The 21058-nt window shown below is 68.8% G+C and carries 14 protein-coding genes; 9 read left to right on the top strand and 5 right to left on the bottom strand.

Going from position 1 to position 21058, the window contains the following annotated elements:
• The 7 genes from AC11WY_RS17445 to AC11WY_RS17415 form a co-directional block, all read left to right on the top strand.
• Nucleotides 1-4607 (top strand): beta strand repeat-containing protein (locus tag AC11WY_RS17445; protein WP_482927845.1); only part of this gene is annotated, 4607 nt, incomplete at its 5' end.
• 159 nt (nucleotides 4608-4766) lie between these two features.
• A complete protein-coding gene (tssK, locus tag AC11WY_RS17440) occupies nucleotides 4767-6101 on the top strand; it encodes a type VI secretion system baseplate subunit TssK (RefSeq protein WP_482927844.1) in 1335 nt (444 codons plus the stop codon).
• A complete protein-coding gene (gene tssL / locus AC11WY_RS17435; protein WP_482927842.1) occupies nucleotides 6098-8068 on the top strand; it encodes a type VI secretion system protein TssL, long form in 1971 nt (656 codons plus the stop codon). The genes tssK and tssL overlap by 4 nt, the downstream gene beginning before the upstream one ends.
• 45 nt (nucleotides 8069-8113) lie before the next feature.
• Complete coding sequence (tssM, locus tag AC11WY_RS17430) at nucleotides 8114-11728, top strand: type VI secretion system membrane subunit TssM (RefSeq protein WP_482927841.1); 3615 nt, start codon at nucleotides 8114-8116, stop codon at nucleotides 11726-11728.
• Between the two features lie 2 nt (nucleotides 11729-11730).
• The gene (gene tagF / locus AC11WY_RS17425) at nucleotides 11731-12708 is read left to right on the top strand and encodes a type VI secretion system-associated protein TagF (RefSeq protein WP_482927839.1); all 978 of its coding nucleotides are present in this window, start codon (nucleotides 11731-11733) and stop codon (nucleotides 12706-12708) included.
• 87 nt (nucleotides 12709-12795) lie between these two features.
• Nucleotides 12796-13584: a PP2C family protein-serine/threonine phosphatase gene (locus tag AC11WY_RS17420; protein WP_482927837.1), complete on the top strand. Its 789-nt coding sequence runs from the start codon at nucleotides 12796-12798 to the stop codon at nucleotides 13582-13584.
• A gap of 5 nt (nucleotides 13585-13589) precedes the next feature.
• On the top strand, nucleotides 13590-15836 hold the full coding sequence (locus AC11WY_RS17415; RefSeq protein ID WP_482927835.1) for a serine/threonine-protein kinase: 2247 nt from the start codon (nucleotides 13590-13592) through the stop codon (nucleotides 15834-15836).
• A gap of 8 nt (nucleotides 15837-15844) precedes the next feature.
• Here the strand turns inward: AC11WY_RS17415 and AC11WY_RS17410 are convergent, their stop codons facing one another.
• Entirely contained in the window at nucleotides 15845-16210 is a 366-nt protein-coding gene (locus tag AC11WY_RS17410; RefSeq protein ID WP_482927833.1) for a PAAR domain-containing protein, read from the bottom strand.
• A gap of 92 nt (nucleotides 16211-16302) precedes the next feature.
• Between AC11WY_RS17410 and AC11WY_RS17405 the strand changes: the two genes are divergently transcribed.
• Together AC11WY_RS17405 and AC11WY_RS17400 are read left to right on the top strand one after the other, a co-directional pair.
• Nucleotides 16303-16500, top strand: coding sequence for a hypothetical protein (locus AC11WY_RS17405; protein ID WP_482927831.1), 198 nt, complete (start codon nucleotides 16303-16305; stop codon nucleotides 16498-16500).
• A 92-nt stretch (nucleotides 16501-16592) separates the two neighbouring features.
• A complete protein-coding gene (locus AC11WY_RS17400) occupies nucleotides 16593-17018 on the top strand; it encodes a hypothetical protein (protein WP_482927829.1) in 426 nt (141 codons plus the stop codon).
• A gap of 111 nt (nucleotides 17019-17129) precedes the next feature.
• Here the strand turns inward: AC11WY_RS17400 and denD are convergent, their stop codons facing one another.
• The 4 genes from denD to hisD all read right to left on the bottom strand — a co-directional run bounded on the left by denD (nucleotide 17130) and on the right by hisD (nucleotide 20912).
• Complete coding sequence (denD, locus tag AC11WY_RS17395) at nucleotides 17130-18113, bottom strand: D-erythronate dehydrogenase (protein WP_482927827.1); 984 nt, start codon at nucleotides 18111-18113, stop codon at nucleotides 17130-17132.
• Nucleotides 18114-18129: 16 nt separating this feature from the next.
• Entirely contained in the window at nucleotides 18130-18783 is a 654-nt protein-coding gene (locus tag AC11WY_RS17390; protein WP_482927825.1) for a suppressor of fused domain protein, read from the bottom strand.
• Between the two features lie 117 nt (nucleotides 18784-18900).
• The gene (locus tag AC11WY_RS17385; RefSeq protein ID WP_482927823.1) at nucleotides 18901-19548 is read right to left on the bottom strand and encodes a suppressor of fused domain protein; all 648 of its coding nucleotides are present in this window, start codon (nucleotides 19546-19548) and stop codon (nucleotides 18901-18903) included.
• A gap of 86 nt (nucleotides 19549-19634) precedes the next feature.
• Entirely contained in the window at nucleotides 19635-20912 is a 1278-nt protein-coding gene (gene hisD, locus AC11WY_RS17380) for a histidinol dehydrogenase (protein ID WP_482927821.1), read from the bottom strand.
• Between the last annotated feature and the right edge of the window lie 146 nt (nucleotides 20913-21058).

Genomic DNA, 21058 nt, shown 5'->3' with positions numbered 1-21058 from the left:
CGGGCGTCGCTTCGGGCACCGGCGGGCTGACCAAGCAGGGCGCGGGCACCTTCACGCTCTCGGGCGCGAACGCCTACAGCGGCGCCACCACGGTGAACGCGGGCACGCTGAACGTGACCGGCTCGATCGCCTCGAACGTGGTGACGGTGGGAACCGGCGCCGGCCTTACGGCTGACGGCACCGCCTTGAAAGATACGGCGGCGGTGACGCTGAACGGCACCGGCAACTTGACGCTGACCGGCAGCGAAACCATCGGCTCGCTGGCCTCGGCCTCGGCCACCTCGACGGTCACGCTGGGCGCCAACACCCTGACCACGGGCGGTGCAGGCAACACGACCTTCGCGGGCGTCGCCTCGGGCACCGGCGGGCTGACCAAACAAGGCGCGGGCACTTTCACGCTGTCGGGCGCGAACACCTACAGCGGCGCCACCACGGTGAACGCGGGCACGGTCGCGATCACCGCGGGCGGCGCGGTCGGCGCGGTGACGAACAACGCGACCTTCAAGGTGGATGCAGGCGGCGCCGCGGGCGCGGTGACGAACACCGCCACCGGCAGCAACGCGGGCACCATCGCCTCGTTGAACAACACCGGCGGGACGTTCACCAACACCGGCGCCGTGTCGGGCACCACGACGGTCGCGGCCGGCACGGTCAACCTGAACGCCGGATCGAACCTGTCGGATTCGGCGGCGGTGACGGTCTCGGGCGGCACGCTGAACGTGAATACGGCCGAGACGGTGGGATCGCTGGTCGCCAACGGCGGCACGACCAAAGTGAACGCGACCCTGACCGCGGGGGCGCTGTCGGGCACGACGGGCAGCGTCGTGGTGGGCGCCGCGGGCGGCGTGGTGACGGGTAGCGCGAACACCAGCACCGCGTTCGGCGGCGTGATCTCGGGCACGGGCTTCCTGCAGAAGGTCGGCACCGGCACCCAGACGCTGACCGGGGCGAACACCTTCACCGGTGGCACCACGATCTCGGGTGGCACCCTCGCGCTGACCGGGGCGGGCAGCCTCGCGGGCGCGTCGATCACCATCGACCCGCTGGCCACGCTGTCGACCGATGGCGGCGCGTTGGCGGGGAACGCCTCGATCCGCGATGACGGCACCTTTGCGCTGACCGGCGGCGGCAGCGAAAGCATCGCCAACATCTTCAACACCGGCTCGTCGAACCCCGGCGCGATCACGCTGTCGTCGGGTTCGGTGCTGACGCTGAATTCCGGCGCCTCGGGCATCACCGGCGTGATCTCGGGCGCGGGCGGTCTGACCGTCGCGGGCACCTCGGTCACCACCCTGTCGGGCGCCAACACCTACAGCGGCCTGACCACGGTCAACGGCGGCACGCTGAACGTCACCGGCACCGTGACGGGCGGCATCACCAACAATGCCACCGTGAACGCGCAGGGCACGATCAACGGCACCAACATCAACAATGCCGGGCACACCTTCACCATCACCGGCAACGCGACCGGGAACGGCACGTTCGACAACAAGGGCACGCTTGCGGTCAGCGGCGGCAACCTGACGGTCGCCGGGTTGCTGACCAACGAGGGCAGCCTGACGGTTTCGGCGACGCGGACGCTGGATGCCTCGGCGAGCGGGCTGACGAACTCCGGTACGCTGACCAACAACGGCACCGTGCTGGACGATCTGAACAACGCCGGCACCGTGACCAACAACGCCGCCTACACCGGCGATGTGGCCTCGAACACCGGCACCATCACCAACGCCGCCAGCGGCACCTGGGCCGGCAACGTCCTGGTCGGCGCGAACACGAGCGGCACGATCACCAACAAGGGCACCTGGACCGGCACCGGCAACAACGCGGGCGGCACGCTGGACAACCAGGCGACCTGGACCGGCGCCATCGTCAACACCGCCGGTCTCTTCACCAACAGCGGCACCGTTTCGGGCGCGGTCACGAACGCCGCAACGGCGACGAACAGCGGCACCGTGGCCTCGCTGAGCAACACCGGCGGCACGTTCGGCAACATCGGCACGATCACCGGCCTCGCGAGCGTAACGGACGGCACGCTGACCACCACGGGCACGATCAGCGGCGGGCTGACCAACAGCGCCACCGTGAACGCGCAGGGCACGGTGAACGGCGCGATCAGCAACACCGGTACCGTCAACGTGACCGGCACGCTGGGCGGCAACGGCGCCTTCACCAATACCGGCGGCACGCTGAACGTGAACACGGGCACCTATACCGTCGGCGGACTGCTGACCAACGGCGGGGCGGTCCTGGTGGCGGGCGGCGCGACACTGACCGCGACGGCCGGGGGCATCACCAACAAAGCGACCGACACGATTACCGTGAATGCAACCGGCAAGGTCAACGGCGCGCTCAGCAACGCGGGCGTCGTCGACAACTCGGGCATCTACACCGGCGACGTCAACAACACCGGCGCCGTCGCCTTCATCCGCAACGAGGCCGTGACCGGCACCTGGAACGGCAACCTGCTGTCGAACACCGGCGGCGCGACCGTGATCAACGACGGCGCCTGGAACGGCACCGCGAACAACACCGCGACGCTGACCAACAGCGCGACCGGCACCTGGACCGGAGCGGGCACTAACAACGCGGGCGGCACGCTGACCAACCAGGGCATCTGGACCGGCACGATCGCCAACGCGGGCACCTTGGACAACCAGGCCGCGGCAAGCGTGTCGGGCGTGGTGACGAACACCAACACCGTGACCAATGCAGGCTCGATCGGCGGGCTGGTCAACACCTCCGGCACGACGACCTCGACCGGCGCCATCGGCGGCAGCGCCAGCAACGCCGCCGCGGCCACGCTGAATGCGGCGGGCTCGATCGGCGGGGCGGGCGGCACCATCTCGAACAGCGGCACGATGACGGTCACCGGGGCGCTGACCTCGGCCGGTGCGACGCTGAACAACTCGAACGCCGGAACGCTGGCGGTCACTGGCGGCAACTTCACCGGCCTTGGCGCGATCAGCAACAGTTCCTCGGCGGCAGCGGGCATCACCGTGGCGGTCGGCAAGACCCTGGGCGGCGCCTCGATCGCCAACGTCGCAGGCGCGACGATGGTGGTGAACGGCACCGCCAGCGCGACGGGCGTGATCGCCAACACCGGCGGCACGGTGGACCTTGGCAACGGCGCCAACCTGAGCGCGGTCGGCGGCGTCACCAACACCGGCACCATCGTGATGACCGGCGCGACGGCGGGCATCACCGGCAACCTGACCAGCGGCGCGGGGAACCTGATCAACCTCGACAACGGCACCGTCGGCAACACCTTCACGGTGACCGGCGCGATGTCGGGCCCGACCGCGATCAAGGTGGCCTTCAACTCGGCCGCCCAGACGGCCGACAAGCTGGTCGTCACCGGTGCCTCGACCGACGCGGTCACGGCCGTCGTGGATATCGGCGCGGGCGGGCTGACGCCCGGCAAGACGGCGGTGATCTACAAGTCCAACACCTCGGCGGGCGGGCTGACCATCTCGGCGGTCAACAACGTCGGCACCGTGGTCCCGCTGAATGGTCTGGTGCTGATGAGCGCGGCGAAGGCGGGCAACACCTGGTCGGTGCAGACCCAGGCCAACCCGGCGCTTGGCGGCATGGCCAGCGGGTTTGCGGTGATCCAGTCTCTGATCGACACCGTGATCGAGCGGCCGACCAGCGCCTTCGCCTCGACCCCGGTCTATGACACCAACAAGTTCTGCAGCCCCGGCGCCTGGGCGCGGGTCGTTGGTGGCCGGGCGCAGGGCACGGCCAGCTCGTCGAACGGCATTTCCGATCTGCCCGCCACCGTCAAGGCGAGCTACTCGGGCATCCAGGGCGGCGGCGACTTCGGCTGCTACAACTCGGCTGGCGGCTGGGACATGGTGTTCGGCGCGCAGTTCGGACTCAACCACGGCAACACGTCGCAGAACGTCTTTGCCATCGACCCGTCCGACCCCTCGAAGCTCGACTACAGCGCGCTTACCAGCGTGACCAAGACCAGCTTCAACCAGAACTACGAAGGCCTCTACTTCGCCGCGACGAAGGGCAACCTGCGCGCCAACCTGCAACTGCGCACCGAGCATACCGGTTACGATCTGAGCGACACCAACGGGCTGTTCTTCCTGCCCGGCGCGAAGACCGCGGTGAACGGCACCACGCTGACCGGCGACATCGCGATGGCGCACAGCCTCGGCAACGGGCTGTCGTTGATCCCGCGCGCAGGCTTCGGCATCACCCGGATGGGGTCGTCGACGCTGACCTATCTCGACGGCTCGACGCTGACGATGGACGGCCATACCAACAGCATCGGCTACCTCTCGGCCAGCCTGCAGAAGACCACGCAGAATGCCGCGGGCGACTCGCTGGTGGGCACCTTCGTGACCGCCACGATCTACAACGACTTCAGCCCCAAGGTGACCTCGACCTACACCACCGGCGGCTCGACCACGGAGTTCAAGACCTCCAACCTCGGCACCTACGGCGAGTTGAGCGTCGGGGTCGACTACCTCAAGGTGCTGGACGCCGGTGCGATCGGCGGCGCCAAGCAGATGAACGCCTCGATCCGGATCGATGACCGCTTCAGCAAGAACGTCAGCGCCCTCGGCCTGACCGCCCAGCTGCGCTTCCAGTTCTAGGCCGCGCAGCCGCAATCCCCACCTCGGCCCGGCCCGCAAGACCTGCAGGCCGGGCCGTTGGTTTTCTTGAAGGTTTTCTTTGTGCTTTCCGCGATGTCCTGTATCGTCGGGTCACGTTGAACAGGTCCACATTCGTCACGTTCTTGAGCAAAGGCACAGATGTCCTGGTACTCCAAAGTCGCTTGGAAGGAAGGGCTCTTTCTCCAGCCGCATCACCTTCAGCAGCATGATCGCTATGTCGAGAAGCTGGTCGAAAGCCGCACGCGGCTGATCAGTCCGTATCCCTGGGGATTCGCGCAGGTCGAGCCCGACCGCGACGTGGCGCAGCAGAACAAGTATGGGCTGCGCGCCGCCTCGGGCATTTTCCAGGATGGCACGCCGTTCGACATGCCCGGCACCTCGGCGCTGCCGCCGCCGATCGAGATTCCGGAAGGCTGCGAAGGCATGTTCGTCTGGCTGACGATGCCGATGGCCAGCGCCAACGGCCGCGAGGTCGGCACCGACGAGGAAGCCTCGCGCGGGAGCCGGTATTTCCTCGACCGGGAACGGGTGGCGGATTCGGCGGCGGCGATGCGGCTGGAGCAGGACATCGAGATCGCCCAGCCGCGCATCACCTTCGACATCCGCAAGACCGAAAAGCCGGGCTTTCTGTGCCTGCGGCTGGCCCGCGTGGTCGAGGTGCGCGACAAGACGGTGATCTTTGACGAAACCTTTGCCCCGCCGGTGCTGACGATGGCCGCGCATCCCGTGGTGGCGGGCTGGGTCGAGCGGGTGGTGGGCTGGGTCGAGACCAAGCTTCTGTCGCTGTCGCGCTATGCCGCCGATCCGACCTCGGGCGGCGGCTTGCAGGCGACCGACTATTTCATGCTGCTGCTGCTGAACCGCGAGATCAACCTGCTGCGGCACGCGCGCATGTCGCGCTACATCCACCCGGTCGATTTCTACCAGCACCTGCTGCGGCTGGGCGGCGAGCTTTGGACCTTCGACACCACGCGGCTGGCGCCGGAATATCCGGCCTACGATCAGGACAACCTCGAAGAGGTGTTCGACCCGGTGCTGCGCGACATCCAGCGCCTGCTGAGCCGCGACGTCGGCCGCGCGATCCGGCTGCCGCTCGAAAAGCTGGCGCCGAACTCGTACATGGCGAATGTCGCCGACCGCAACCTGTTCCGCGATGCCACCTTCGTGATCGAGGTTGCCGCGCGCAAGCCGCTGACGCAGATCCAGCAGCAGTTCTCGGCGCTGTGCAAGGTCGGGCCGACCACCCGGATGCGCGAGATCGTCAACAACAACCTGCCGGGGCTGGAGCTGATCCACCTGCCCACCCCGCCGCGCCAGATCCGCGCGATCACCACGCACGTCTATTTCGGCATCGACAAGAACGCCGCGCTGTGGCGTGAATTCAGTACGGCCCCCGCGATCGGGCTGCATTTCGCCGGCGACTGGCCCGATCTGGAGCTGGAACTCTGGGCGATCATGGAGAACCGGGCATGAGTTCGGATGATCCCAAGAAGCCGCCGCAGCGCACCGTGCTGCGGCCGTTGCCGGGGACACCACCGCCCTCGCCGCCACAAGCGGGGCCGGGGGGCGGCGATCCGAACGCACGGCCCGCGCCGATGCCGGGCGGCGGCGGTCAGCGGCCACCCTCGGCGCCGCAGCGCACGGTGATCGGCGGCATGCCGCCCGTCGGCGGCGCGCCGGGCGGCGGCTTTGGCGGCGGCGGCCAGGGCGGCTTTGGCGGCACGGATTTCGACCGTGGCGGGCCGGGCGGCGGCTACCCCGCACCGGGGGGGCAGGGCGGCTATGGCCAGCCACCGGGCGGCGGTTTCGGGGCGCAGCCACCGGGCGGCTATGGCCAGCCACCGGGCGGTTACGGCCAGCCACCAGCGGGTTACGGCCAACAACCGGGCTACGGCCAACAACCGGGTTACGGCGGCGCGGGCGGCAACCCGTTCGACTCGTTCGCGCCCGCGGCCGCGCCGTCCTCGGGCGGGCACTGGCTTGGCGCGGCGGGCGGCAACGACGAGTCCTTCTTCCCCGAACAGCGCCGCCCCGAGCCGGTGCAATACGCCCCCACGCGCAAGATCAGCCTGGAGGATGCGCTGCGCGTTCGCGCCGCGGGCCACAGCGCCGAGGTCAACCCGATCACCGCGGCGGCGGCCTCGCTCTTGATCCTGTTCGGCCGACTGCGCAGCCAGATCGTCGACATGCAGGCGGTGCCGCTGATGCAGCACGTCACCGAGGAAATCACCGCCTTCGAAAAGCGCGTGCTGGAGGCCGGGATCGACCCGCAGGATGCGATGGTGGCGAAATACGCGCTGTGCGGCACCGCCGACGACATCGTGCAGAACCTGCCCGGCACCGACCGCGACGTGTGGATCCAGTATTCGATGGTGGCGCGGTTCTTCAACCGGCGCACTTCGGGCGTTGGCTTCTTTCAGGAGGTCGACAAGGCGCTGGCCGATCCGGCGCGAAAATACTTCCTGCTGGAACTGATGCTGACCTGCCTTCAGCTTGGCTTTGAAGGCCAGTATCGCGGCATGCCGGGCGGCGATGTCGAGTTGCAGCGGGTGCGGCGGCGCATCTATGAAACCCTGCGGCGCGTCAAGCCGCGTGGCGACGACGACATCTCGCCGCATTGGCGCGGGGTCGAGATGCTGGCGCGGCGCCGTCGGGGCGGGGTGCCGGTCTGGGTCGCGGCCTGCGTGGCGGGCGCGGTTCTGGTGGGCGCCTATTTCGGGATGCGGTCCTTCGTCGCGCAGGCGGGCGATGCCGTCGCCGACCGCATGATCGCGGTCAACCCGCGCGATCCGGTCACGCTGCGCCAGACCGCCGCCGTCGTGGCGCCCCCGGCCGAGCCCTACAAGCCGCCGGAACTGCCGCCGCCCGCCGATCAAGGGCCGACGCAGATCGACCGGCTGAAGACCGCGCTGGCCAGCGACATCACCGCCAAGGCGCTGACGGTCGAAACGCATGGCGACTTCATCGCGGTGACGGTGAACAACCTCGTGCTGTTCGATTCCGGCAAAGCCGATACCAAGCCGCAGTTCGTCGACCTCGCCAAGCGCATCGCCGCCGCGCTCGACAAGGAGCCCGGCGCGATCAGGATCGTCGGCCATACCGACAACGTGCCGCTGAGCGGCTCCAACCGGTTCAAGAACAACTTCGACCTGTCGGTGGCGCGCGCCAAGGCGGTGGCCAAGGTGATCTCGCCGGACCTGACCAAGCCCGACCGGGTGCAGATCGACGGCAAGGGGCCGGACGAACCGATCGCCGACAACGCCACGGCCGACGGCCGGGCGCAGAACCGGCGGGTGGAGATTCTGCTGCAACGCGCCGATACGCTGGCACCGGATCAGGCCGCCGCCGACGGTGCCGCCGCCGGTGCCGCCGCCGGTGCCGCTCCGGGGGCCGACCAGACGGGCACCGCCGCGCCGCAGCCGCCCGCCAAGAAGAACTAGCAAGACCCCGCCGCCGTGCGGGAGGGAAAGACACGAGTTGGACGCATGAAACTTTGGCTGACGCGCATCCTTGTTCTGTTGGGGCTCATCTGTTTCGGGCTCGTGGTCTGGTTTGCCGCGCCGCTGATCGGCTTTGGCGACGCGCAACCGTTTGATCCGGTCTGGGTCCGCCTGCTGGTCATCTTCACGGCGGTGGCGATCGTTGCGGTGGTCTGGCTCGTCGGCTGGCTGCGGCGCCGCCGCGCCGAGCACGCCCTGGAAAGCGCGATCGCCCCCAAGGTCACCGGCGACGCCGACCAGCTTTCCGACAAGATGTCGGATGCGCTGTCAATCCTGAAGAAGTCGAGCGGCTCGCGGCAATACCTCTACGACCTGCCGTGGTATGTCATCATCGGCCCGCCCGGCGCGGGCAAGACCACCGCGCTCTTGAATGCGGGCATCAAGTTTCCGCTGTCGGAAAAGACCGGCGGCGCCATCGCGGGCGTTGGCGGCACGCGCTACTGCGACTGGTGGTTCGCCGAAGAGGCGGTGATGATCGACACCGCCGGGCGTTATACCACGCAGGACAGCGACGCTGAGGCCGATGCGCAAAGCTGGCGGGCGTTCCTGAGCCTGCTCAAGACCAACCGCCCGCGCCAGCCGATCAACGGCGTCATCGTGGCGATCGGGCTGGACGAGATCCTGTCCGGCTCGGAAGCGACGATCGAGGAGCACGCCGCCGCCATCCGCACCCGGCTGATGGAGGTGCACGACACGCTGAAGGTCGATTTCCCGGTCTATGTGCTGTTCACCAAGGCCGACCTGATTGCCGGCTTCTCCGAGTTCTTCGGCTCGTTCAGCGCCTCGCGCCGACAAAAGGTCTGGGGCGCCACGTTCCAGACCAAAAGCCGCAAGGAGGCGACGGTGCCGCGCTTTGCGGGCGAATATGACGCGCTGGTGGCGCGGCTGTCGGAAGAGGTCACCGACCGGCTGAACGAGGAACCCGACGGCATCAGCCGCATTTCCATCTTCGGCTTCCCCGGCCAGGTCGCCATGCTGCGCGACCGGCTGAACGCGCTGCTGGTGTCGATCTTCGAAAGCTCGCGCTACCGCGTCAACGCCAACCTTCGCGGCTTCTACTTCTCGTCCGGCACCCAGGAAGGCACGCCGATCGACCAGGTGCTGGGCGCGATGGAACGCAGCTTTGGCGCGGCCAACTACGGTGGCGGCATGTCGGGCAAGGGCAAGAGCTTCTTTCTGCACGACCTGCTGACCAAGGTGATCTTCGCCGAGGCGGGCTGGGTGTCGTTCGATCGCCGCGCGGTGCGGCGCGACGGGTTGCTGCGCGGCGCGGCGTTCAGCCTGATCGCCGCCGCCACGCTGGGAATGCTGGCGGCCTGGGGCATGAGCTTCTACCAGAACCGCCAACTGGTCGAGACGGCCAATGCCGCGATGATCAACTACGCCTCGGCGGCGAAGGACGAACTGGCCCGCACCGAGATTGACGACCCTGATCCCAGCAAGGTCGCGGGCTATCTGCAGATGCTGCGCACCATGCCGACCGGCTACGCCGACCCCTCGCCGGGCGGCTCGCTGCTCGACTGGTTCGGCTTTGGCCAGCATGACCGGCTGAACTCGGCCGCCACCACCAGCTATCATCTGGCGCTGGAACGGATGCTGCGCCCGCGCCTGATCATGGGGCTGGAACAGCAGCTTGCGGGCTTCATCCAGGCCAACAACCTGCTCGCGGTCTACGAGACGCTGAAGGTCTACAAGCTGCTGGGCGACGCGGCGCCCAAGCCCGATGACAAGGTTGTGCTGGCCTGGTTCAGCAAGGAGTGGCGCGACGAGTTTCCGCTGGACGACAACACCCGGCTGCAGTTGCTCGACCATCTCAAGGCGATGATGGAACTGGACACCAGCGGCAAGCTGGGCATCGGGCTGAACGGCGCGCTGGTCGATCAGGCGGAAAAGATGCTGGCGCGGATGAGCGTCGCGGATCAGGCCTATCTGCTGGTGAACGGCACCGCCGAGTTCGCCGGGGTGCCCGACTTCAACATGGCGCTGCGCGCGGGCCCGGATTCCGACAAGGTGTTCGAAACCGTCGATGGCACCGATTTCAAGGTGCTGGCGGTGCCGGCGCTTTACACTTATCGCGGCTTCACCGAATTCTTCCTGCCGCAGCTTTCGCAGGTCGCCCAGAAGATCGAGGACGACAAATGGGTGCTGGGCAAATACGGCGAAGAGGCGGGGGTCGAGGATCAGTTGAAACGGCTCGGCCCGGACCTGCTGAACCGCTACACCAACGACTTTCTCGCGGCCTGGACCAAGGTGCTGGACAACATCCGGTTGCGGCCGATGGCGGCGGACAAGCCGAACTACACCGCGCTGGGCATCGCCTCGGCACCGCGGCTGTCGCCGATCTTCCTCTTGATGAAGGCGATCAGCGACGAGACGGAACTGACGCAGGCCTTCGCGCAGGATCCCGCGGCCGGTGCCGCGGGCACGGTGGCCGGGGTCGTGGCCCAAGCCAAGGCGGGCACCGGCATCGCGGGGGCGGCGGCCAACGCGGTCGGTAGCCAGATCTACAACATGTCGAGCGGGCTGACGCGGATCGGCCTGCAGATCGTGTTCGGCGGCAAGTCCCAGGACCGCGCCGGCGGCGGCGCCGGTGGTGGCGGTGGCGCGAACAACGCCGCCCAACTGCCCGGCGCCGGGATCGAGGCGCAGTTCGTCGCCTACAAGAACCTCTTTGACGGCAACGACGGGCAGCGCCCGATCGACGATCTGCTGTCGACACTGAACAAGCTGCACGACAGCCTGACGCTGGCCTCGATCTCGCCGGGGCAGGCCGCGCAGCAGATGCCCGAACAGATCGGCCGGTTGCGCGCGATGGCCTCGCGCTTGCCCGCGCCGATGGCCCGGATGATCACCCAGGCCAGCGACGATTTCCTCAGCGACGCCACCAATACCTCGATCGCCGACCTGAACGACCAGCTCAACAGCCAGGTGACGCAAGCCTGCCAGAAGGTCTTGACGAACGCCTATCCGTTCTCGCCGAAATCCTCGCGCGACATGCAGATGCTTGACTTCGCGTCGATGTTCGCGCCGGGCGGGGTGCTGGACAAGTTCTTCGCCCAGAAGCTTCAGCAATACGCCGACATTTCGGGCACCGACTGGAAGTGGAAGGACGACTCGCCGATGGGCTCGCGGTTGTCCACCGCTACCCTGCGCGAGTTTCAGCGCGCGGCGGAAATCCGGTCCGCCTTCTTCCCCTCGGGGTCGAACGTGCCGGGGGTGGACCTGACGATCAGCCAGACCGCCATCCACAACGAGATCGACAGCGCGCTGCTGGAGGTCAACGGACAGGTCATCACCACGCGCCAGACCGGCAACACGCCGCAGAAGGTCACCTGGCCCGGCAGTTCGGCCAGCGGTTCGGCCTCGGTGCAATTCGCGCCCGTGCTTGAGGGCCGCGACTACCAACTGGTGGCGCCGCCGGGGCCCTGGGCGCTCCTGCGTCTGGTGAAACTGGGGGGGCCGCGCGTTTCCGGGCGGCAGGTGACGGTGACCTACACCATCGGCGGGCGCTACATCACCTACCTGATCGAGGTGGGCTCGCTGGTGAACCCCTTCGCGATCAAGTCGCTGAACCAGTTTTCCTGCCCGGTGGGGCTCTGAGCATGGCGGCGGGCCATGGCCCCGGCCTGTTCGGCAAATTGCCCGCCAAGGGTGATTTCCTTGCGCGCGACCTGCCGCCGGTCGTGCTGCAAGCTTGGGAGGGCTGGTTGCAGACGGTGATGGCCACCAGCCGCGACCGTCTGGGCCCGGCCTGGGCCGACCGGTGGCGCACGGCCCCGATCTGGCGTTTCTGGATCGGCCCGGATGTGTTCGGCACCGCCTGCGCCGGGGCGCTGATGACGTCGGTCGACAAGGTCGGCCGACAGTTTCCGCTGGTGCTGATCCTGCCCGAGCGGGGCGATGATTTCCCGCCGCCGCCCGTCGTCGCCCCGTTTGAAGCCTGGTATGCGGCGCTGGAGGCCCGGCTGCGCGAGGCCGTGGCGCTGGACAACTTGCCCGATGTGGGCGTGCTGCTCGACGGGCTTGCCCCGGATGACCTCCGCGTTCCGGCTGTCGTTTTCCCGGCGCCGGAGGAGGTGCCGGAGGAGGTGCCCGACCCTGCCGCGCCCGCGGCCTGTGACGAGGCCGCGCCGTCCGAGGAGACCGCGCCGTCCGAGGAGACCGCGCCGGAGCCGGATGCGGCACCGGAAGGCGAGGCGGATGCGTCGGCCGCCCCGGAGGCGGACGCCGCGTGGGGCGCCGCCGACGTGGCCGCCTATGCCGAACACGGGGCCGTCACGGTCGAGGACGTCGGGCCGGAGCCGGAGCCCGCCAGCGACGAGCCCGCGCCGTCGCCCCTCTGGCCGCCGCTGCCGCGCCACCCCGACGACCCGGTGCGGGCGCTCTGGGCGATGGCGGGGGGGAACGATGCGGTGGCCTTGCTGGCCGACGTTGCCGCCGCCGATCATTACCGCGCCGCCGCCGGGCGCAGTTACTGGTGGACGACCGGCGGCGCCTCCGGATCGGCCGCGATGATCGCGCTGCAAGGCTTGCCGGATTCGGCTGCCTTCATCCTTCTGCTTCAGGGCGGCCATGCGTGAGGCTTGGCAAGCGCTCGACAATACGCCTATCGTTGCCGGGCGCCCCGTGTTCCCGATGCCCCCCTGTTTCCGGCGGGTAACAGAGAAATGTCCAACATGTATTTCCGCTTTCAAACCGGCGCGCTGACCCATCAGGGCTGTGTCCGCGACCATAACGAGGATCGCTTCCTCGCCGATCCGCGCGCCGGCCTCTGGGTCGTGGCCGATGGCATGGGCGGCCATCAGGGCGGCGAGGTCGCGTCGGGAAGCATCGTGGACCACCTTGCCTCGGTCGGGGTTGCGGCCTCGGCGCCCGATCTTCAGGCCCGGTTCCTCGACCGGCTTGCCCGCGCGAACGATCACATTCAGGATCTGTCGCGCGAACGGGGCGGGGCGATCATCGGTTCCACCGTCGTCGCCATTCTGGTGTTCGAGCGGGATTTCGCCTGCATCTGGTCGGGCGACAGCCGCGCCTACCGGCTGCGCGACGGGCAACTGCGCCAGATCAGCCGCGACCACACCGAGGCGCTGGAACTGCTCGACCGCGGCGTGATCACCGCCGAAGAAGCCGAGAACTGGCCGCGCAAGAACGTCATCACCCGCGCCGTCGGGGTCGCGCCGCAACTGAACTATGACGTCGTCTCGGGCCAGTTGAAGGACGGCGATCAGTTCCTGCTGTGCTCCGACGGGCTGACCGGCCATGTGGACGATGCCGAGATCCGCGACATCCTGATGACCCATTCCCCGCAGGCCGCCTGCGACCGGCTGATCGAACTGACGCTGGAACGCGGCGCGAACGACAACGTCACCGCCGTGGTGATGCGCTGCGCGGTGAAGACGCTGGTGGTCGGGTCCACAAGCACGGCCACCCCCGATGCCGCCGACGTCTGGTCGTGACCGACATGGCTTCTGATCCGCCACCCGGTTACATGCCGACTGCGATGCTTCCCGCCGGGACGCAGATCATCGGCACCTACGAGATCGAGAAGCACCTGAACACCGGGGGCATGGGCGAGGTCTACCGCGGCCGCAACATCCACACCTCGGAGCCGGTGGCGATCAAGATCGTGCTGCCCGCGCTGGCCCACGACCCGAAAATCCTCGCGTTGTTCCAGAAAGAGGCGACGGTGCTCAACCGCCTCAACCATGATGCGATCGTCCGCTACCAGATTTTCACCGTCGATCCCGGCATCCAGCGCCCCTGCCTGGTGATGGAGTTCGTGGATGGCGAGTCGTTGGCCGACCACATGCACCACGGCCCGATGCCGACCGATCAGGTCTGCATCATGCTGGCGCGCGTCGCCTCGGGGCTGGGGGCCGCGCACAAGCTGGGGGTGGTTCACCGCGACCTGTCGCCCGACAACGTCATCTTGCAGGACGGGCTGGTCGAGCATTCCAAGATCATCGACTTCGGCATCGCCAAGGCCGCGACGATCGGCAAGAAGGGCACCCTGATCGGCGGCGATTTCGCGGGCAAGTTCGGCTATGTCGCGCCCGAACAGCTTGGCAAATACGGCCGTGACGTCACCGAACGGTCGGACATCTACAGCCTTGGCCTGCTGGCCGCCGCCGCCTGTCGCGGCGAGCCGCTCGACATGGGCGACGATTTCTACATGGCGCTGGAACGGCGCAACGTCGTGCCCGACCTGTCCGACATCGACCCGGTGATGCACCCCTTGCTGGAACGGCTGTTGCAGCCTGACCCGAAGGACCGGCCCGCAAGCATGGCGGAAGTGCTGGCGCTGATCCCCGGCTATGGCGGCGGGATGACCCAGCCGCCGAGCGGCGTCTCGATGCCGCCCCGGTCGCAGCCGCCGCAGTCGGTGCCGCCGCAGTCGCAGCCGCCGCAGTCGGTGCCACCACCTGCTGCGACGATGCTGTCGACCCCGCCCGAGGCGTTTGCGCAGCCCTCAACCCCGCCCGCGCCCGTATCCGAGCGTCCGGTCTCGACGCCGCGGCCCGCGCCGATGCCGACCGCGATCGAGCCGTTGCCGCCGCTGACCTCGCCCGGCATGGCACCGCCCGCCTGGCAACCGACCGCGCCGCCGCCGTCACAGCGTCAGCCTGCGCCTTCGACAACCGTTTTCATGCCCTCGGCGCCACCGCCGCAGGCGCGCACGGCTCCGCCCGCCGCGACCCAACTGAGCCGCGCGCCCGCCCCGCCGGAAAGTGACAGCCCGTTCGGCCCGCCACCGACCGCGGCCGCAGTCCCGGCAGCGGCCCCCGCCGTGCAACCGGCGCCCGCGAAAAGCGGCGGGCGTGGCGGTCTGATGGCGGCGGTTGCGGTGGTGGTGCTCGGCGGTATCGGGGCCGGGGCCTGGTTCGGCGGGCTGATCCCGCATGGCGGCGGCACACCGACGCCACCGACGCTCGCGGTGAACGTGCCGCCCGCGACGCCGACCCCAACGCCAACCCCGACGCCCACTCCGACGCCGACCCCGACGCCGACCCCGACGCCCACTCCGACGCCCACTCCGACGCCGACCCCGACACCGACACCTGCCCCGGCGCCGCCGAGCCCGCTGCAAAACGTGCTGAACATCTTCGGCACCGATTCCTGTGCCTACGCCGAGGCGGTCAGCGCCACCGGCGCGGTGACGGCCTATGCCGCCAAGGTCTCGCTCGTCGCGGTGTTGCAGCGCTCGCTGATGCAGGTCGAGGGCAAGGCCCCCGATCTGACGGCGCATATGGTCACGGCGGCGCAATGCCCCGCGGTTGCGCTCGTTTCGGGGCTCAGCGCAGCCGCGCCCGACCCGCGCAGCCTGAAGATCACGCTCGATCACGATGTGATGAAATCGACCGACAAGATCGCCGGCACGCTGCAAGCGGCGGCGGGGCAATCGGTTGTGCTGCTGATGATCGACGGCAACGGGATCGCCTACGATCTGACGCCGCAGCTTCAGCGCAAGGGTGATGGCACGGCCACCTTCTCGACCAGCCTGACGGTGCCGACGTTCGGCACCCAGGCGCGGACGGTGCCGCTGCTGTTCCTCGCCGCGGCCGGCCCCGGCGCCTTCGACGCGGCGAAGCTGGCAGCGGCCCCGGCGCAGACCGCGCAGGCGCTGATGCCGATCCTGAAGGACGAGGTCGCTGCCCGCGGTCCGGGCAGCGCGGTCGCGCTTGGCTATGGCCAGTTCAGCTTTCCCTGAGCCTCCGCTCAGCCGCCGATCATCACGGTCGGAAACCCGCTGACGACGGTGCCGCCATGCATGGTGGTGTCGCCGATCCTTGCGGCCATCATGCCGCCGATCAACACCGTGACCGATCCCATCGCGATAGTATCGGGCGGGCCGACACAGACGCACATGTCGCCCACGCGCGCGGCGGGCATCATGCCGATGATGACCGTGGGACAGCCCAGGATGATCGGCCCGCCAACGTGCGGAATCGGCGGAACGCCGGGTGTGATCATCGGGCAGACGTGCATATCGGTGAGGCGGGCGGCAGGCGGCATGACAAAGACTCTCGCGGCGCGAACAATCCGGTGATTATGGCGCAACTGGTGCGATCCGGCAACGGCCAACCGGCGGTCTTCGGCCTGCGCGCGGCAAGGTGCTTTTCACGCGGGCCGAATGGGTGTAAATCACACGCTTGGGGGCAGTGAAAGGTTTGAACATGGTAAGATCCACTTTGATTGCCGCACTGCTGGCGTCCTCGGTTGCCGTGCCTGTCTGGGCGGAGACGACCGAAAGCCAGTCCAACGTCCTGTGCTCGACTCCGCCCGAGCAGTGTGCCCAGGCGCAGCAGACGACGGATACGACGAAGCGCAAGATCAAGGTTCTTCGCTACTGGAGCTTTGGCGTCCTGCACTGATCGGGCCCTGCGCCGCGGCCGCGGACGATGTGAACGAGACGGGCCGGATCCGGCCCGCCCGGTTTTCTTGAAAGGCGCGATTGGCAGGAACGATGCACAGAATTTCCGTTTCGCTTCTCGCCTTGGTCTGTGCGAGCTTTCCCCTTGCCAGCATCGCCGACACCACCGGCATCGGGCTTGAACTCAACAAGGCCGGGGATGTCAGTGGCGCCTGTCGGCTGACCTATGTCGCCACCAACGGTGCCGGGCAGGATTTCGACAAGCTTTCGCTCGACGTCGTGGTGTTCGATGCGGGCGGCGTTGCCAGCCAGCGGCTGATCCTCGACTTCGGCGCCATGCCCAAGGACAAGACCAAGGTGGTCGAGTTCGACCTGCCCAGCACCGCCTGCGCCAAGGTCTCGCGCCTGCTGCTGAACGATGTGCTGCAATGCACGGCGGGCGGGGCGGCGGCGCCGGGCTGCACCGCCTCCAGCATCACGCCATCCAGCAAGGTGCCCAAGCTGCCCTTCGGCTCCTGACGCGCGGGGCGCACCCGGCCCTAAAGTGGATTGCGTCTATCATGACTCAGAATTCGCCCCAAGACTTGGGCGAATTCTGATGCGCTCGCGTCAGATGGAACGCAATTCGCCCTAGCCGATGCGCCCGCCCAGTTCCGCCTCGACATGCTGCCGGATGATCGCGTCGAAGCTTGCATCGGCGCGGAACCCCAGGGCCAGGGCGCGGATGGCGGTGAAGTCCTGCGGCCAACCCGCGACGATGCGGGCGATGGTGGCGTCCGGTTCCTCGCGGATCAGCCGCGCGGCCTTCGGCCCCGCGATCCGTTCCAGTGCCGCGATCTCTTCCGCCACCGTGGCTGACAGCCCCGGCGCCGACAGCGCGCGGCGGGCGCCGAGGGTGGCGGTGTCCATCGCCGCGGCATGGGTCAGGAACCCCACCGCCGCGTTGGGTGAACAGAACCAGTGCCGGGTGTCGCGCGGCACCGGCAGCACGGCCTCCAGCCCGACCAGCGGCTCGCGCAGGATGCCCGAGAAGAAGCCCGAGGCGGCGCGGTTCGGCGCGCCCGGCCGGATCACCACGGTGGGCAGCCGGATCGACACGCCATCGACAAAGCCGCGGCGGCTGTAGTCGTTCAGCAGCAGTTCGCCGATCGCCTTCTGGGTGCCGTAGCTGGTCAGGGGCGCAGTCAGGAAGTCGTCTGCGATCACCGGCGGAAAGGGCGCGCCGAAGACGGCGATGGACGAGGTGAAGATCAGGCGCGGCCCATAGGGCGCCTGCGCGCCTTCCGCCCGGATCGCTTCCAGCAGCGCCTGCGTGCCGCCAAGGTTGATGCGGTAGCCCTTGTCGAAATCGGCCTCGGCCTCGCCCGAGACGATGGCGGCCAGGTGGAAGATCAGATCGGGGCGCGCCGCGACCAGCGCCGCCGCCGATGCGGGGGCCGACAGGTCGGTGGCCGTGGCGGTGACCGGGATCGCTGTCGCGGGCCGGGCGGGCGCCACCACATCGGCCAGCGTCAGCCGTGTGATCTCGCGGCCGCCGACATGGCCCGATGCCAGCAGCGCCACCGTCAGTTTGCGGCCGATCATGCCTGCCGCGCCGATGATCAGGATGTGCATCGCCTGGTCCCGGATGTCAGGCGGTCGAGGCGCGCTTGGGGTCGGTGACGGGAAAGCCGCCCTTCCCCGTCAGCCGGTCGATCAGCGCCTGCACCGTGTGTGCCGTCATGAAGGCAACCTCGGCGTCGGTGATGCCGGTGAAGGTCAGGAACTGCACATGACCCGACGGCAGGTCGAACCCCTCCGGCAGCCCCTTCGGGATGGTCACGATGCAGTTGCGGATCGCGCCGGTGCTGCCGCCTTCGATCGGCGCCTTCAGCGGTAGCCAGTTGCCGGGTTGCAGCGGCTCCTTGCCCTCGAACCGTCCGGCCGACAGCAGGATGTCGAAGGCCAGCATGCTGCCAAGATGGGCGATGGCCCAGTCGCCCGGCGTCTTGGTGGCGAACAGGAACTCCACCCCCGCGCCGGACAGACCGGCGCCCTGATCATCCTCGGGCGGGACGTCCCAGGGGTCGGAGTTTCCGGTGGTGACGTAAAGCCAGAACGGGCGGCCCGTGGTGGGGGCGTATTCGTAAACCCCGTAGGTCAGCCAGGCGGGGTCGAGGTCAACCTGCCCGAAGCGTTCGAGGAACATCGCCGCCGACAACGGAAACGGCCCGCGCCGCGCCCGCCCGAACAGCTTCGGATAGATCGTGTCGTTGCGGATGGCCTTGATGTCCACGTCGTCCATAGCGCCCGCCCTGTTGCCTCACAGTCCAGTGATAGGCCGGATCGGCCGGGTCTGGCAACGGTTTCGCAAACCCGGCGTCGGCTTGGGTCGGCCCGCGCATTGCGGCCCGTCGGGGCGTCAGACGGTCGACTCGCGCGCCGGATCGGTGACCGGAAAGTGGCCGCAGGCGGTCAGCCGGTCGACCAGCGCCTCGGGGCTTTCGACGGCGGCCATGCGCGCCTCGGGGATGGTCACGCCGATCAGGGTCAGGAACTCCACCTGGCCCGAGGGCAGGTCGAACCCTGACGGGAATTCGGCGGTCGTTGCGACGAGCAGGGCGCGGAGTTCGCCGCCCGTGCTGCCGTCGATCGCGGCGCCCAGTGGGATCGTGTCGCCGATCACCAGCGGCTCGGCATCGGGGATGCGCCCGGCCGACAGCAGCAGGTCGAAGGCGAGAATGCCGGACAGCGCCCGGATCGCCCAGTCTCCCGGCGTCGTCGTGGCCAACAGGAACTCGACGCCCGAGCCCGACATCGCTTCGGTGTCGGGCGGTTCGACCTCTGACGGGGTGGAGGGGCCCGAGGTGACGTAAAGCCAGCATGGCCGGCCGACGGTCGGCGCGAATTCGAACACGCCGTAGGTGAGCCAGTGCGGATCGACCACGGCATGGCGGAACTGGGTGGCGAAAAGCTCCGGGGTCAGCCTGAAGATGCCGCGGCGATTGGGTCCGAAGAGGGCGGGGTAGATGACTTCGTCGCGCTGGGCCGAGACCGATTCCACATCCATCGCAAGTCCCCTCTCTGGCGGTCGTTGCGAAAGACTATGCCGGTTGTGCCGGTGCTGGCAACGGCGATGGCGGGCGCGTCGGTAACCTAGTCGGCGCGGCTCGTCCGTCGGTCGATCCGCAGATCGGCGGTGCGGGCGTGCGCCTCCATCCCCTCGACGCGCGAAATCAGCGCGGTCACCTCGGCCAACCGGGGCAGAACCTGCGGTTCGACCCGCTGCCAGGTGACGGTGCGCAGGAACTTGTGCACCGACAGCCCGCCGGTATAGCGCGCGGCGCCCGAGGTTGGCAGCACATGGTTGGTGCCGCTGGCCTTGTCGCCGAAGGCCACCGTCGCCTCGGCGCCAAGGAAGAGCGAGCCGTAGGCGGTCAGCCGTGCCTTCCACCACTCAAGGTCGGCGGCCTGCACATGCAGATGCTCGGGCGCGATGCGGTCGGCCTCGCGCGCCATCGCCTCGCGCCCCTCGCACAGGATGATTTCGCCCAGTGCGGCCCAGGCGGCGGCGGCCGAGGTGCGGTTGGGGTCGGGCAGCGTCGCGATGCAGGCGGGCACATGGACCGCCACCGCCTCGGCCAGCGCGCGGCTGTCGGTGACCAGCCAGACCGGCGTGTTCGGCCCGTGTTCGGCCTGGCCGACCAGATCCCAGGCCACGGTGCGGGCGTCGGCGACGATCAGCACATCGGTCGGCCCGGCCATCATGTCGATGCCGACGCGGCCGAACAACTGGCGCCTGGCCTCGGTGACAAAGGGGTTGCCGGGGCCGACGAGGATATCGGCAGGCGGCAGGCCGAAGAGGCCGAAGGCCATCGCCGCGATGCCCTGGATGCCGCCCATCGCCAGCACCCGGTCGGCGCCGCAGAGCCGGAGCGTGTAGAGGATCGCGTCGGGCACCCCCGCGGGCGCACCCGCGCGCGGCGGCGAGAAGGCGGCGATGCGGGCGACCCCCGCGACCTTCGCGGTGGTCACCGTCATCAGCGCGCTGGCGACGTGACTGTAGCGGCCCCCCGGCACATAGCAGCCCGCCGCCACCGGCAGCACGCGCTGCCCGGCGAACAGGCCGGGGCGCAGTTCGACCTCCATCTCGGTCAGCGTCGCGCGCTGCGCCGCGGCGAAGGTGGCGATGTTTTGGTGCGCCCAGGCGATCGCGTCCTTCAACTCTTGCGGCACCCGCGCGCAGGCGGCGTCGATCGCGGCCTCCGATACCACCACCTCGCCGTCCCAGCGGTCGAGCGTGCGGGCATGGCACAGCGCGGCGGCTTCACCGCCGGTCTCGATCTCGTGCAGGATGCGGGCGACGGTGGCGCTGACATCGGCGGCGGCTTCAGCCGGGGCAACGATGCCGCGCTTGAGGAAGGTTTGCATCATGTCCGCCCGGGCTCCCGCTTGCCGTGCCGCCGATGCCGCGTGCGCCTAGTCGAGCGGGGCGGGAAGTCCAGCGATTCCTTGTCAAAGGGACCGTCAGCGGTGAAAGTGGGCCGCGCTCCGGGGCGGGAGCGCGGCCCCGGCCGGGG

Source organism: Solirhodobacter sp. (genome assembly GCF_964715405.1).
This window is presented reverse-complemented; position numbering and strand designations above follow the sequence as displayed.